We start from the raw sequence: 13,851 nt of genomic DNA, 5'->3' as shown, positions 1-13,851 counted from the left end.
TCATTTATGCCGAACGCTTCACCGACCCGTATCGCTGAGATAGCATCAACAAGCCTGACCGATCCTCGGCCAGGCGTTTAATGCCTTAAACACAAAAATACTGACACTCCCGACTCGGCGGCATGTTACGCATGACGCGCCCTCCCGCCGACCACAAGCCGTCGGGATGCCAACAGACTATCAATAGCAAACGGTTCCGCCGTCCCCACACGCGAGAGCGTCATCATTCCGACGCAAGACATCGCGTAAGCCGCAAAAGGCCGCCCGCGCGGCCGGCTTGCGGCGGGCCCCGCAAGACCCTCTCCCCGCATCATGACGGTCACCAGCATGCCAAGCACACAACCCGTCCCAGCGCCCGAGGCTAAGCCTCATCGCGAGCGCGTGGCGGGGTCGGTGGGGGATGGCGGGGCGTGTAGATGCGCCCGAGGGAAACCGTAGGGAGCCGAAGGCGGACGAGGTTGACCACGGGGAAGTCCGGAGCGAACGCTCCGGACCGCAATCGTAGCCCCGCCATCCCCCACCGACCCCACCACGCGCGCCTTAAGAACCCACGTCACCGCAGAAGCAGCAATCAAGCAAACCCCCGCTCACCCCCGCGCCCGCAACCACTCCTCAAGATCCCCCGCCGGCAACGGCGGCGAAAACAGAAACCCCTGCCCCGCCGCGCACCCCTGCTCGATCAGGAAGCGCCGCTGCTCCTCATTCTCGATCCCCTCCGCCACCACCGGCAGGCTGAGACTTTCGCCGATGCGGATGACGGCGCTGGTCAGCGCCCGCGCCGCGTCGTCGTTCTCCAGGCCCTGGACGAAACTGCGGTCCAGCTTCAGTTCATCGACGATCAGGCGTCGCAGGTGGCCCAGACTGGAATAGCCCGTGCCGAAATCGTCCATCGACAGGCGCACGCCCAGACGATGCAGCTCGGCGATCGTGCGCAGCGTGCCCGCCGTCGCGTCCAGCACCACGCCCTCGGTGATCTCCAGCATCAGGTCCGACGCCGCCAGCCCGAACTCGGCCAGGGTCGCGGCGATCATGCGCGGCAAGTTCAGGTTGTGGAAATTGGTGGCCGACAGATTCACCGACACCGACGGCACGCGCAGGCCGTTGTTGCGCCAGATGGAGAGCTGCGAGCAGGCCTCGCGCACCGCCCAGTCGCCCAGGTCGCCGATCAGGCCGCATTCCTCGGCCAGCGGCACGAAGCGCGCCGGCGAGATCTCGCCCAGCGTCGGATGGCGCCAACGCGCCAGCGCCTCGACCCCATACAGGCTGCCGTTCTTCAAGCCCACCTGCGGTTGGTAATGCAGTCGCAGCGCGCGCCCTTCCAACGCGTCGCGCAGCGCCGCTTCCAGCGCCAGGCGCTCCTGGGCCTGGCGGTTCATCTCGGCGCTGAAGAAGGAGATGCGGTTACGCCCCGCCGTCTTGGCCTGGTACATGGCCATGTCGGCGTGGCGCAGCAGCGTGTCCATGTCGCGGCCATTCTCGGGGAACACGCTGATGCCGATGCTCACCGACGGATTGAGCGTGATCCCGCCCACCACGAACGGGTGCGACAGCGACACCAGGATGTGTTCGGCGGCGGCGGTCAGGCGGCCATGCTCGAAATCGGGCATGAGCATCACGAACTCGTCGCCCGACAGGCGGCCGACGATGTCGCTGGCGCGCGCCAGGCGGCGCAGGCGCTGGGCGATGTCGCGCAGCAGCGCGTCGCCGATGGGGTGGCCGAGCGTGTCATTGACCTGCTTGAAGCGGTCCAGGTCCAGGAACAGCACCGCCACGCGCTTGCGCTCCGGCTCGGCGCGGGCGATGGCCTGCTCGGCCTGGGCCAGCAGCAGGTTGCGGTTCGGCAGGCCGGTCAGTTCGTCGTAGAACGCCAGTTGGCGGATGCGGGCGCGGGCCTCTTCGCGTTCCAGCGCCAGCGCGCACAGATAGACGCAGACGTCCACCAGGCGATGGTGAAAGTCGTCCGGCAGGCGGCGTTCGCGGAAATAGAAGCCGAAGGTGCCGATGACACGTCCGTCGCTCGACTTGATGGGCGAGGACCAGCAGGCCTTGATGTCGTCCGGCAACGGCAGGTGGCGGTAGTCATCCCACAGCGGGTCGGTGGCGATGTCGGGCACGATCACCGGCCGGCCCAGGAAGGCCGAGGTGCCGCAGGCGCCCGACTGCGGGCCGATGGCCTCGCCGTCCAGCGCCTCGGTGTAGGCCGTGGGCATGCTCGGGGCGGCCAGCGGCCGCAGCTTGCCGGCCTCGTCCACCCGCAGCACCGTTGCCGCGACCTCGGGCGCCAGGCGCTCGACCTCGCGGCACACCATATTCATCACTTCCACCACCGAGGCCTCGTTGACCATGGCCTGCAGCACTCGCCGCTGCAGCACCTCGTGCACCTTGGTGGGCGTGATGTCGGTCAGCACGTCGACGACGTTCACCAGCGAACCGCGCTCGTCGAACACCGAATTGGCCATGACCGACACCCACAGCGGCTTGCCGCTGCGGTCGTAGACCAGCACGTCCTTGTGGTAGCCCTCGCGGCAGGCGATGCGGCGGTCCAGTTCCTCGCGGGTGCCGCCGTCGTGGCGGGTGCCGGCCAGCAGTTCGCCCAGCTCCTGCTCGAGCGCGTCGGCGCGCGAGAAGCCCAGCATGCGCTGGAACCCGTCGTTGACGTAGACGATGCGGCCGTCGCGGCCCGATACGGCCACGGCGTTGCCGGTTTCGTTGATGCCCAGCAGCAGCAGGCGGATTTCCTCCTGGCGCTCGGCGTCGGCGATCGATTTGCGCGAGATCACCGCGATGCGGCGCACTTCGCCGCTTTCGTCGCGCATCGGCAGGTAAGTCGCCTCGATCCACACGGACGCGCCGCTGCGCGTGCGGTAACGGCAGGTGCCCGAAAAGAACTCGCCGCGGCGCAGCCGCGCCCAGAGATGTTCGGCGCTGGCGATGCCCTTGCCCTCGTCCATGCTGTCGCACAGCAGGTCATGGCGCAGCCCGGCGATGTGGGCGCGGGTGTAGTCCAGCGCCGCCAGGAAGTTGTCGTTGGCGTTGATAAGGGAGCCGGCGGCATCGAAATCGAACAGCAGCAGTGCCCGGTCCATCGACGCCAGATAGTTGCTCACCTGCCACGCGGCGCCCTGCGGGGCCGCGCTCGAACCGCCTGGATGAGAATCAAGCATAAGGGGCTCCATACCGGAAAAACAGCGATTCCGGGTTCATTTCAGGGCCGGGGGAAACCAAGTGCGACACGGTCGCGTCCATCCTGTTTGGCCAGGTACAACGCCTGGTCCGCCCTGCTGAGCGTTTCTGAAAAGGTTTCTCCGAGCTGGTGACAGGCCATGCCGATGCTGACGGTCAGGCGCAACACGTCGGCGCCGACATCCAGGGCCAGGCCGCGCACCGCGCCGACCAGCCGGTCCATCACGCCCTGCGCCGTTTCCGGCGGGGTCGCGGGCAGCAGCACCAGGAACTCTTCGCCGCCCCAACGGCCGCACAGGTCGTACTCGCGCACGCTGCGGCGCATGGCGCCAGCCAGCTCGACCAGGGCGCGGTCGCCGATCTCGTGACCGTAGCGGTCGTTGACGGACTTGAAATGGTCGACGTCGAGCATGGCCACCACAAAGGCCTGGCCGCCGCGGGCGGCGCGCTGGACCTCCTGCTTGATCATTTCCATCAAGGCGCGGCGGTTGAGCAGGCCGGTCAGCGGATCGCGGCGCGAGGTTTCCTCCAGCGTGGCATTGAGGTCGCGCATCATGCTCTGGTAGTGATCCGAGATGCGCGCGATGCGCGCCAGCCGCCGCAGTTGGCGGTCGAACTGCTCGCACAGGCCCATTTCGCGTTGGTGCGCCATGGACTGGTAGGCGTCCGACAAGTGCGTGACGCGCTCGATCCGCGCCATCTGTTCGGCGGTGTGCCGCCACAGATCCTGCAACGCCTCGCGCAACGGATGCCCGGCGTACGCCGGATCCGCCAGCAGGCCGGCGATGCGGTCATCCAGCTCGGCGTTGCCGGCCTTCATTGGCGGCCGACGACCGAGAACGGGAAGGTGCAGTCTTCCTTGAATTCCTCGGCCAGCTCGCCGACGCGCTCGTTGCGCATGTCGTAGAACCAGGTGACGCTGACGCTGCGGCCCTTGCCGTGGGCGGCCTCCAGCAAGTCGAAGATGTCCATGACGGACTTGATGCTGCTGGTGTTCAGGTAGAGCAATTCGAGTTCCAGATTCAGCGGCGCGGCGCTGCTGAGCAGGTAGGCCTCGACCCACTCGATCACCGGACCGAACAGCTCGAACGAATTCTCGGGGTAGGAGTCGCCGCGCATCGCCAGCACGCCGGCGGCGGCGTCCGCGGTGATGGCGGGCGTGGACTGGGTCCCCGCGATATTCAGGTCTTTCATCAGTAACTCCGAAAAGGTCTAAGGCTCAGGGGCGGCGGTCAGATCACGACGCTCAGGCTGAAGAACGCCCGGCCCTCGCCCGCGGCGGGCGTCAGGCTGGCCTCCAGCGGCGCGCCGGCCCGACGCGCGATATCGATCAGTCCCAGGCCGGCGCCGGAGGCCACGCCGGGGGTGCGGGGCTTGTGCAACTGGGTCTTGTACTCCGCCTTCAGGGCGGCCTTGTCCAGCCCGGCCAGCCGCTGGATGCGGGCCACCAGGCTGCGGCCATCCTCGGCCTTGACCAGGTTGCCGGCCGACACCACGTAGCGGCTCTCGTCGCGGCGCCCGATGACCACGGTGGCGGCGGCGTCCGTGTCGCCGTTCTGCGCGGCGTACTGGCGGATGTTCTGGATCATCTCGATGTAGACCGAGAACACGTCCATGGCCTCCGCCGGCCGGGCATGCTCGGCATTCAGGTAGTTCTTCAGCGCGTTGCCAATTTCCTCGATCAGGCTGCGGGAGATCGGCCCGTTGAAGCACAACAGCGTGCGATTCTGGTCGAACCGCTCGCCCAATGCGTAGAGATCGGAGGCATTCATGGGAGTTACCGCCCTGATAACGATTATTCGAAACGGAAAGACAGCAAGGTAATGTCGTCGCGCTGCGGCCGTTCGCCCTGGTAGCGAGCCAGGGCCTCGGTAAACGCGGCCGCCTGGTCAGTTAACGGCCGCCGCGCGTGTCTCTTGAGCATTTCGGCGAAACGCGTGTTGCCAAAGCCGAAACCATGCTCGCCGCCGGCCTGGTCCAGGAAGCCGTCGGTCGCCAGGTAGTAAGTCCAGCCCGGCTCCATGCGCAACTCGATATTCTGGTAGGCCCCGGTCCGCTTGTCGCCCAGCGCGCGCTTGCCCCCGGGCACCTCGCGCAGGGTTTCGCCGTTGCTGGCAAACAGGCTGATCTTGGCCCCGGCATAACGCAACATGCCGGATTGGCGGTCAATATATACCAGCCCCGCGTCGGTGTTGGTCGCCAGAGCCCGCGGCAGTTGCGCATCGGCAAGCATGGCGCGGATGGCGCCGTCGGTGCGCGCCAGGATCCCGGCGGGGTCGGCAGGGCCGGCTTCGGTGATGGCCAGGTCGATGGCGGCGCGCGCCAGCATGGTCATCAGGGCGCCCGGCACGCCGTGGCCGGCGCAGTCCATGATGCCCAGCAGGCAGTTCGGGCCGTCCGAGCGGAACACGTAGAAATCGCCGCCGACCACGTCGCGCGGCTTCCACAGCACGAAGTGGTGGGCGCCGAGCGACTGGGTCAACTGGCGGTCTGGCAGGATGGCGCGCTGGATCAGGCTGGCGTAGTCGATGGAATCGCCGATCTTCTTGTGCGCGGCGGCCATCGCGCGGTTGGCATCCTCCAGCTCGGAGGTGCGCTCGCGCACCTTGCTTTCCAGTTCGGCGGTGTGCTGGCGCACCTTGTCGGCCATGACGCCGAAGGCGCGGCTCAGGTCGCCGATCTCGTCCTGGCCGCCCGGCGGCAGGCGCACGTCGTAGCTGCCGTTGGCGATGGCGCGGGCCGATTGCTGCAGGCGGCGCAGCGGCCGCAGCATCAGGCGCTCGATGGCGTAGCCGAAACACAGCAGCAGGGCCGCGAACAGCAGCACCAGGCCGATCGCGGCCGGCCACAGCCAGTCGGTGTCCAGCACCCGGGCCGCGCCCAGGTCGACCACCGTCAGCACGTGCCAGTGCAGTTCGGGCATGTAGGCCACCGACACCAGTTGGCGCACGCCGTCGATCGCGACCCAGGCGGTCTGCACCGATTGAGGATCGGCCTGGGCGGCGTGCAGCGCCGAGCGCAGCTCGTCGCGGCCGCTGCCGGCGTCGAACAGGTTGAACACCATGCCTCGACCGTTGGCCCCTTCCGTGCCGCTGGCTCCGGAGTTGTAGGCGATCAGCGCCGCATCCATGTGCGCCTGGATGGCGCCTTCCTCGTCGACGATGATGGGGGTGACGCCCGGCTGGCCGCTGTTGACGAAGTCGCGCAGGAAACCGCCCACGTCCAGGCCCGCGCCGGTCAGGCCGATGACCTTGTCGCCGTCGCGCACCTGCACGTTGATCCAGACCCGGGTGGTCTTGAGCTTGAGGTCCGGATTGACGTTGATGTTGTAGCGCGCGCTCGCCTTGAGCGAGTTGTAGAACCAGCCATCGTCGGCCGCGTCGCGGCTGAGCGTGTAGCGCGGCGCCTCCGACAGCGGCTGGTCGTCATTGAAGTAATAGTGGCCGGTGGCGGCGCTGGCGATGAAATAGGCGCGGCCCAGCAGGTCGCGCCGGTAGCCGTCGGCCTCGCGGAAGAACAGTTCGCGCGCGGCCGGATCGCTTTCGTTGCGCAGCCAGCGGCGCGTGACCTCGCTGTCGGCCAGCCGCTGCGACAGCGCCAGCTCGCGCGACACCGGCGCCAGGATGCGCTGGCGGTTCAATTGCGTGAAGTTGTCGGCGAAGGCGCGGCCAAAGTGGTCGCGAACCCCGTCCAGCACCTGCCAGCCGATCAGCGCGGCTGGCGCCAGCGCGACCAGGCACGCCAGCAACAGCGCCATCAATGATTTTTTGCGCAAACCCCATTTCGCCATGCGAAGTCTTCCCTGACAGCTTGATAAGACGTGACGCATCCACGCGGTACGCACGGCGCGCTAAGTGTAGAGAACCACGAGATGAATTGAAACAGGCGTAAACACGCGGATTTGCCAAAGGTCAGCCTAATTCAGGCCCTGCCCCGCAAACCGCGTGTTTGTTGCGTTTTATATTGAAAGAAAATCCGCGCTCCGCGCCGGGATTGCGGCTTTCGCGCTACACGCCCAGGTAGCGTTCCCACAATCCGCGATCGGCATCGAGCGCGGCGGAGTCGCCCGTCCAGACCACCTTGCCGCGTTCCAGGATGACGTGGCGGTCGGCCAGGCTCAGCAGGCGCTCGACGTACTTGTCGATCACCAGGATGGTCTGGCCGGCCTGGCGCAGGCGCGCCAGGCAGTTCCAGATCTCCTCGCGGATCTTGGGCGCCAGGCCCTCGGTGGCCTCATCCAGAATCAAGAGGCGCGGGTTGGTGACCAGCGCGCGGCCGATGGCCAGCATCTGCTGCTCGCCGCCGGACAACTGGTTGCCCATGTTGCGGGCGCGTTCGCCCAGGCGCGGGAACAGCTCGAACACGCGTTCGGGCGTCCACGGCTCGCCGATGGCGGGATTGCGCGCGGCCACGAAGGCGGTCAGGTGCTCGCGCACCGTCAGGTTGGGAAAGCACTGGCGCCCTTCGGGAACGATGGCCATGCCGGTGCGGGCGATGCGGTCCGGGCTCCAGCCGCTGATGTCCTGCTCGGCGAAATGGATCCTGCCGCCGCGCAGCGGCAACTGGCCGAACAGCGTGCGCAGCAGCGTGGTCTTGCCCATGCCGTTGCGGCCCAGCAGCGTCACCACCTGGCCCGCGCCGATCTGCAGGTCCACGCCGAACAACACCTGGCTGGCGCCGTAGCCGCTCTGGGCCGATTCAATGCTGAGCATCAGGCAAGCTCCTGGCGCGCGGGCGCCGTTTCGTCATCGCCGAGGTAGGCCTGGCGCACATCCGGGTTGGCGCGGATCTCGTCCGGCGTGCCGGTGGCGATCACGCGGCCGTAGACCAGCACCGAGATGCGGTCGGCCAGCCGGAACACCGCCTGCATGTCGTGCTCGACCAGCAGCATGGCGGCGCGGCCGCGCAGGGATTCGATCAGGTCGGTCAGGCGCAGGGTCTCGTCGGGCCCCATGCCGGCCATGGGTTCGTCCAGCAGCAGCACGCGCGGCCGCGCGGCCAGGGCCAGCGCGAACTCCACCTTGCGCTGTTCGCCGTGCGGCAGGGTGCCGGCGGCGCGGTCCAGCAGGCTGGCGTCGATGGCGCATTCGCGCGCCAGCTCGCGGGCCTGCTCGTACAGGGCCGGCTCGGCAGCGCGCGGCCGCCAGAAGCGGAAGCTGCTGCCGGCGTGGGCCTGCACCGCCAGCACCAGGTTGTCCAGCACGCTGGACTGCTTGAAGATGTTGGTGATCTGGTACGAACGCGACAGGCCCGCCGCCACGCGCTGGTGCGCGTTCATGGCGGTGACGTCGCGGCCATCCACGGCCAGCGAACCGGAATCGGCCGCCAGCGTGCCGGACAGCAGGTGGATCAGGGTGGATTTGCCGGCGCCGTTGGGGCCGATCAAGGCGTGGATCTCGCCCGGGTTCAACGAGATCGAGACATTGTCGGTAGCCACCAGCGCGCCAAAGCGGCGCACCAGGTTGCTGGCCTGCAGCGCGGGGGCCTGCGTGGGGGTATGGGTCTGGTTCATGATCCCGCCTTGCCGGTTTGCGCGGCACGGCCGCCGAACAGCGGGCCGAACAGGCCCACCAGGCCGCGCGGCGCGCCGAACACCACGCACAGCAGCAGCACGCCCAGGGGCAGGTGCCAGTATTCGGTCCACTGGCGCAGCACTTCTTCCAGCACCAGCATCACCACCGCGCCGGCCACGCCGCCATAACGCAGGCCGATGCCGCCCACCAGCACCATGATCAGCAGGTTGGCCGACTGGGTCCAATGCATCAGGCTGGGCGAGATGAACAAGTTGTGGTTGGCCAGCAGCGCGCCGGCCAGCCCGGCCACGGCGCCGCTCAGCGTGAAGGCGGTGAGCTTGATGCGGTAGACCGGGTAGCCCATGGATTCCATGCGCGATTCGTTTTCGCGGATGCCCTGCAGCGCGGTGCCGAAGCGCGACAGCGTCACCCGCCCGAACAGCCACATCATCACGGCGAAGATCGCCAGCACCAGGTAATAGAACGCCACGTCGTTGGCCAGGTCGATGCCCGGCAACGTGGAGTAGCCCGGCAGGTTCAGCCCGTCCTCGCCGCCGTACTGGCGCAGCGAGATGAAGATGTAGAACAGCATCTGCGCGAACGCCAGCGTGATCATGATGAAGTACACGCCGCGCGTGCGCAGCGAGATCGCGCCGGTGATGAAGGCCAGCAGCGCCGCCAGCAGCATCGCCACCGGCCACGACACCAGCGCCGAACTCACGCCCGACATCGCCAGGATGCCGACCGCGTAGGCGCCGGCGCCGAAGAAAGCCGCGTGGCCCAGCGCCACCATGCCGCCGTAGCCCAGGATCAGGTTCAGGCTGGTGGCGGCCAGCGCGTAGATCAGCACGCGCCGCACGAAGGAGATATAGAAATCCAGGCCCAGCGCGGGCGCCACCAGCGGGAACGCCGCCAGCGCGGCCAAAAGGGCCAGGGTCCAGAGCATCGAAGAGGTCCGCATCATCAGCCTCGCGCCGGAAACAGGCCGGAAGGCCGGAACACCAGGACCGCCGCCATCAGCACGTAGATGGCAATGGCCGCCAGCGTCGGGCCGACGCTGGACGCAACGGCCGGCGAGAACACCTGGCGCAGCAGCATCGGCAGGAAGGCCCGCCCGGCGGTATCGACCATGCCCACCAGCAGCGCGCCGACGAAGGCGCCGCGGATCGAGCCGATGCCGCCGATGACGATGCACACCAGCACCAGGATCAGGATTTCCTCGCCCATGCCGACCTGCACCGAGGTGATCGGGCCCAGCAGCGCGCCGGCCACGGCCGCCAGCATGGCGCCCAGCACGAACACGCCCAGGAACAGCAGCGGCACGCGCACGCCCATCAGGGTGGCCATCTGCCGGTTCGAGGCGCCGGCCCGCACCAGCACGCCGGCGCGGGTGCGCGTCACGAACCAGTACAGCCCGACGGCCGAGGCCACGCCGAAGACGATGATCATCAGGCGGTAGGCCGGATACAGCAGGTCGGGCAGCAGGCGCACCGGCCCGGACAGCAGCGCCGGCATGTTCAGCATGACCGGGGCCGGGCCCCAGATCATCTTGACCAGGTCATTGGCGATGAGGATGACGGCGTAGGTGCCCAGCACCTGTGCCAGGTGGTCGCGCAGCGCCAGGCGGCGGATCAGCGTCAGTTCCAGCGCCACCCCGACCAGGCCGGTGGCGACGGCGGCCACCAGCACGGCGGCGGTGAAGGAACCCGTGCGCTGCATGGTTTCGGCGGCGACATAGGCGCCTGCCATATAGAGCGAGCCGTGCGCCAGATTCATGATGTCCATGATGCCGAACACCAGGGTCAGCCCGGCCGCGATCAGAAACAACATCAACCCAAACTGCAGACCGTTCAGCAATTGCTCGACGATGAGCGTGAACGTCATGAATAAATCCCCTGGTGGGCCCACCCCCGGAGCGCTGCGCGCTTCCCCCTCAAGGGGGCGTCGCGACGGACCGGCGAAGCCGGATCCGTGCGACCCCGCGGGGCCAGGCTACATTGTGTAGCCGCGACGCTTTACGCGTCCCGCCGCCTTTTATAGTTTGCAGTCGCCGACGTAGACGTCCTGGTACTTGTCGAACACCTTGCCCACCAGCTTGTTGGTGATGCGGCCGTTGGCGTCCTTGTCGACCACGCGCAGGTAGTAGGCCTGGATCGGGTAGTGGTTCTTGCCGTAGGTGTAGCTGCCGCGCACCGAGGGATAGTCGGCCTTGGCCAGCGCCTTGACGATGGCCTCGCGGTCGGAGGCCTTGCCGCCGGCCTGCTTGACGGCGGCGTCCATGGCCATGATGACGTCGTAGGCCTGGGCGGCGTAGACCGACGGGTAGCGGCCGTTGTATTCCTTGCGGAAGGCCTCGACGAAGGCCTTGTTCTGCGGCACGTCCAGGTCATGCGCCCACTGCGCCGTGTTGTACATGCCCAGCATCGGCTCGCCCACGGCCTGGATCACGTCCTCGTCGGCCGAGAAGCCCGGGCCGATCAGCTTGACGCTCTGCGACAGGCCGGCCGACACGAACTGCTTGACGAAGTTGATGCCCATGCCGCCCGGCAGGAAGATATAGACCGCGTCCGGCTTGGCGGCGCGGATCTGGGCGATTTCGGCGGCGTAGTCGATCTGGCCGAGCTTGGTGTAGACCTCGTCGCCCGGGGCGGTCTTGTAGCCACGCTTGAAGCCGGCCAACGCATCCTTGCCGGCCGGGTAGTCCGGGGCCATGATGAACATCTTCTTGAAGCCGCGGTCGGCCGCGACCTTGCCGGCGGCTTCGTGGAAGGCGTCGTTCTGGTAGGACGAACCGAACCAGTAGTTGTTGCATTGGGCGCCGGCGAACTGGCTGGGGCCCGGGTTGTTCGACAGGTACGGCACCTTGGCGGCGAACAGCGCGGGGCCGACGGCCAGCGCCACGTTCGAGCCGATCGGGCCGGTGAAGAAATCGACCTTGTCGCGCTGGATGTAGCGCGTCACCAGTTGGCGGGCCTGGTCCGGGTTGCCGCCCATGTCGGTCTGCAGGAACTCGGCGGGCTGGCCGCCCAGCTTGCTGCCCAGTTGTTTGATGGCCAGGTTGAAGCCGTCGCGGGCTTCGGCGCCCAGGGCCGAGAACGGGCCGGAAATGTCATTCGCGATGCCGACCTTGACCGGGTCGGCGTGCGCCAGTGCCGGAACCAACGCGGCGGCGGCAACGAGGGAAGTGATGAAACGCATGGTGGTGTGCTCCGTGCGCGAGCCGCGCAGAGGGTGTTTTTCTGGGATTGCGATTCGAAGGACTTCTATGCCCGGCCTGCCGACCCGTTCAGGCGGCGCGTCAGACCGGCGCCCGCAGCAGCCGATCCCGTGGTGCGGCAAGGGGAGAACTGGCGTGGTTCATAGTTTAGGTTTAAAGTATCCGGCAAAACAAGTCTAGGGTTTTTACCAGTGACTCACGAATACAGACCGATCCACGCATTCCCGGTAACCTCCCGACCATGACAGACGCCCCCGACCTGGAATCCCGCGCCGCCCCCGACGATCACCATGCGCTGCGCCTGTGGCTGCGCATGCTGACCTGCGCCAATCTCATCGAAGGCGAGATCCGCAGCCGGCTGCGCAACGAATTCGACACCACCCTGCCCCGTTTCGACCTGATGGCGCAATTGCAGCGCGCCCCCAAGGGCATGAAGATGGGCGAATTGTCGCGCCACATGATGGTGACCAACGGCAATATTACCGGTATCACCGACCAACTCGAAAAAGAAGGCCTGGTGGTGCGCACCAAGGTCGAGTCCGACCGCCGCAGTTCGCTCATCAAGCTGACCCCGCAGGGCAGGAAGAGTTTCGCCAAGATGGCGCGGGCCCACGAATCGTGGGTCAAGTCGATGTTCGGCGAGCTGCCCGAGGCCAGCCGCAACGCGCTGTTCCAGGCGCTGGGCGAACTGAAGCTGCAGGTGATCGCCACCCGCTCGGCCGCCGCCGCGGACTGAGCCGCCTCCTGCGCGCCGCCCGGCCCGGGGAGCCGCGGCGCACCGGCCGCCGGCCCCTCGGGCGGACGGAAAATGACAACGGTTTGGCGCATAATTGCCGCCATGATTCCGGTATCTCTTCCTGGCGGTAATTACTACGTGCTGATGGCAGTGTCGCTGGCCTGCCTCTCCACGCTGCTGACCTGGCTGGCCGTCCTGGCCACCAGCCGCGGCGCCCGGCTGTGGCTGGGCGACCATCGCCGCCGCGGCACGATCCTGATGACGCTGCTGGCCCTGGTCGGCGGCATCTTCCCTTACCAGCAACTGAGCCAATGGCTGGTCGCCCAGCGCGACGCGCGCCTGGGCGCCAGCCTCGAACGGGTGCTGGACCAGCCCACCCGCCTGGCCGGCGTCGACATGCCGGCCGGCACGGTATTGCGCCTGACCAGCGCCGGCGATCCGGCCTCGTTCGACCGCGCCACCTTCCCCGAGGGCCACCCAGCCAGCGTGCAGGGCATCAGCGCCACCCGCCTGTTCCACTACCCGGCCACCAGCCGACAACCCGAGACCCTATCGGCCGAGATCGCCCGCGATCAGGCCCTGGACGGCTGGCTCTGCGCCCACGGCCACCGGGTCGAATTCGTCATGCTGGGCGGCCAGCCGCGCTTTGCCAGTTGCCACCTGGCGATCGGCAACACCCTCAACCAGCAACCCATCCCGCCCGGCGCCTGGCTCAAGGTCGACGAGGCGGCCCGCGCCAGCGCCCCCGACCCGGCCAGCGCGGCGCCGCGCTGGCTGCTGCGCGCCGAGGGCAGCGAGCCCTTGTCCGTGGACGGCCTGCCGCTGCTGAAAGTGGACATGACGCTGGACGCCCAGCGCCGCCTGCTGGCATTCGAGGGCCTGTTGGGGCGCGAAAGCGCCTTCGGCGGCATCACCTACCCCACCGGCACGCGCATGCTGACGGCCGGCCCGCGGGTGCCCGGCATGCAGCCCGGCGACCTGCTGTTCTCGCCATCGCGTGGCCGCGCGGCGCGGCAGGCGGACGGCAAGGAGGTCGCCGCCGGCATGTCGGTGCTGCAGGCGCCCGACGGCACCGTGCGCCGCGTGCTGTCCAACCGCGAGGCCGGCGTGCTGGACGTGGCCGCCATGCGGACCGCCCCCTGACAGCCGACCTTCCGGCCGCCGCCGCCGGCTGTCGCAAAGCAGTGGGATAATACGAAGCT

Annotated in this window: 12 protein-coding genes; 2 read left to right on the top strand and 10 right to left on the bottom strand. The window is 67.9% G+C overall.

From position 1 onward, the window contains the following. Window positions 1-587: 587 nt before the first annotated feature. The 10 genes from HV783_RS22080 to HV783_RS22035 all read right to left on the bottom strand — a co-directional run bounded on the left by HV783_RS22080 (window position 588) and on the right by HV783_RS22035 (window position 11,894). On the bottom strand, window positions 588-3,164 hold the full coding sequence (locus HV783_RS22080; protein WP_064526584.1) for a sensor domain-containing protein: 2,577 nt from the start codon (window positions 3,162-3,164) through the stop codon (window positions 588-590). 41 nt (window positions 3,165-3,205) lie between these two features. Further along, a complete protein-coding gene (siaD, locus tag HV783_RS22075) occupies window positions 3,206-4,003 on the bottom strand; it encodes a biofilm regulation diguanylate cyclase SiaD (protein WP_054503386.1) in 798 nt (265 codons plus the stop codon). After that, entirely contained in the window at window positions 4,000-4,377 is a 378-nt protein-coding gene (gene siaC / locus HV783_RS22070; protein ID WP_054503385.1) for a biofilm regulation phosphoprotein SiaC, read from the bottom strand. Before siaC ends, siaD begins: the two co-directional genes overlap by 4 nt. A gap of 38 nt (window positions 4,378-4,415) precedes the next feature. Further along, window positions 4,416-4,955 carry a biofilm regulation protein kinase SiaB gene (siaB, locus tag HV783_RS22065; RefSeq protein WP_054503384.1) on the bottom strand — a complete coding sequence of 180 codons (540 nt, stop codon included), beginning with the start codon at window positions 4,953-4,955 and terminating at the stop codon, window positions 4,416-4,418. Between the two features lie 23 nt (window positions 4,956-4,978). Further along, window positions 4,979-6,973 (bottom strand): biofilm regulation protein phosphatase SiaA, encoded by a 1,995-nt coding sequence (siaA, locus tag HV783_RS22060; protein WP_196767545.1) that lies wholly within the window; start codon window positions 6,971-6,973, stop codon window positions 4,979-4,981. 217 nt (window positions 6,974-7,190) lie between these two features. Further along, on the bottom strand, window positions 7,191-7,895 hold the full coding sequence (locus tag HV783_RS22055) for an ABC transporter ATP-binding protein (RefSeq protein ID WP_049071045.1): 705 nt from the start codon (window positions 7,893-7,895) through the stop codon (window positions 7,191-7,193). Next, complete coding sequence (locus HV783_RS22050; protein WP_054503382.1) at window positions 7,895-8,695, bottom strand: ABC transporter ATP-binding protein; 801 nt, start codon at window positions 8,693-8,695, stop codon at window positions 7,895-7,897. The genes HV783_RS22055 and HV783_RS22050 overlap by 1 nt, the downstream gene beginning before the upstream one ends. Then, on the bottom strand, window positions 8,692-9,660 hold the full coding sequence (locus HV783_RS22045; RefSeq protein WP_376787170.1) for a branched-chain amino acid ABC transporter permease: 969 nt from the start codon (window positions 9,658-9,660) through the stop codon (window positions 8,692-8,694). The genes HV783_RS22050 and HV783_RS22045 overlap by 4 nt, the downstream gene beginning before the upstream one ends. Next, complete coding sequence (locus HV783_RS22040) at window positions 9,660-10,580, bottom strand: branched-chain amino acid ABC transporter permease (RefSeq protein ID WP_006388547.1); 921 nt, start codon at window positions 10,578-10,580, stop codon at window positions 9,660-9,662. The genes HV783_RS22045 and HV783_RS22040 overlap by 1 nt, the downstream gene beginning before the upstream one ends. Window positions 10,581-10,730: 150 nt before the next feature. Further along, window positions 10,731-11,894: an ABC transporter substrate-binding protein gene (locus tag HV783_RS22035; RefSeq protein ID WP_064526594.1), complete on the bottom strand. Its 1,164-nt coding sequence runs from the start codon at window positions 11,892-11,894 to the stop codon at window positions 10,731-10,733. A gap of 260 nt (window positions 11,895-12,154) precedes the next feature. On the opposite strand from HV783_RS22035, the gene HV783_RS22030 reads away from it, so the two are divergent. Together HV783_RS22030 and HV783_RS22025 are read left to right on the top strand one after the other, a co-directional pair. Continuing rightward, entirely contained in the window at window positions 12,155-12,649 is a 495-nt protein-coding gene (locus HV783_RS22030) for a MarR family winged helix-turn-helix transcriptional regulator (RefSeq protein WP_054503381.1), read from the top strand. 102 nt (window positions 12,650-12,751) lie between these two features. Further along, the gene (locus HV783_RS22025) at window positions 12,752-13,792 is read left to right on the top strand and encodes a hypothetical protein (protein WP_054503380.1); all 1,041 of its coding nucleotides are present in this window, start codon (window positions 12,752-12,754) and stop codon (window positions 13,790-13,792) included. The last annotated feature ends 59 nt before the right edge of the window (window positions 13,793-13,851 follow it).

Origin of the sequence: Achromobacter dolens (genome assembly GCF_902859745.1) — a bacterium.
Classification (GTDB): domain Bacteria; phylum Pseudomonadota; class Gammaproteobacteria; order Burkholderiales; family Burkholderiaceae_B; genus Achromobacter; species Achromobacter dolens.
This window is presented reverse-complemented; position numbering and strand designations above follow the sequence as displayed.

Bases quoted from the DNA above. Each gene is read 5' to 3' on its own strand.
- HV783_RS22030 (WP_054503381.1), top strand. From the start codon at position 12,155: ATGACAGACGCCCCCGACCTGGAATCCCGCGCCGCCCCCGACGATCAC.
- siaC (WP_054503385.1), bottom strand. From the start codon at position 4,377: ATGAAAGACCTGAATATCGCGGGGACCCAGTCCACGCCCGCCATCACC.
- siaB (WP_054503384.1), bottom strand. From the start codon at position 4,955: ATGAATGCCTCCGATCTCTACGCATTGGGCGAGCGGTTCGACCAGAAT.
- siaA (WP_196767545.1), bottom strand. From the start codon at position 6,973: ATGGCGAAATGGGGTTTGCGCAAAAAATCATTGATGGCGCTGTTGCTG.
- HV783_RS22025 (WP_054503380.1), top strand. From the start codon at position 12,752: ATGATTCCGGTATCTCTTCCTGGCGGTAATTACTACGTGCTGATGGCA.
- HV783_RS22050 (WP_054503382.1), bottom strand. From the start codon at position 8,695: ATGAACCAGACCCATACCCCCACGCAGGCCCCCGCGCTGCAGGCCAGC.
- HV783_RS22040 (WP_006388547.1), bottom strand. From the start codon at position 10,580: ATGACGTTCACGCTCATCGTCGAGCAATTGCTGAACGGTCTGCAGTTT.
- HV783_RS22035 (WP_064526594.1), bottom strand. From the start codon at position 11,894: ATGCGTTTCATCACTTCCCTCGTTGCCGCCGCCGCGTTGGTTCCGGCA.
- HV783_RS22080 (WP_064526584.1), bottom strand. From the start codon at position 3,164: ATGCTTGATTCTCATCCAGGCGGTTCGAGCGCGGCCCCGCAGGGCGCC.
- HV783_RS22055 (WP_049071045.1), bottom strand. From the start codon at position 7,895: ATGCTCAGCATTGAATCGGCCCAGAGCGGCTACGGCGCCAGCCAGGTG.
- HV783_RS22045 (WP_376787170.1), bottom strand. From the start codon at position 9,660: ATGATGCGGACCTCTTCGATGCTCTGGACCCTGGCCCTTTTGGCCGCG.
- siaD (WP_054503386.1), bottom strand. From the start codon at position 4,003: ATGAAGGCCGGCAACGCCGAGCTGGATGACCGCATCGCCGGCCTGCTG.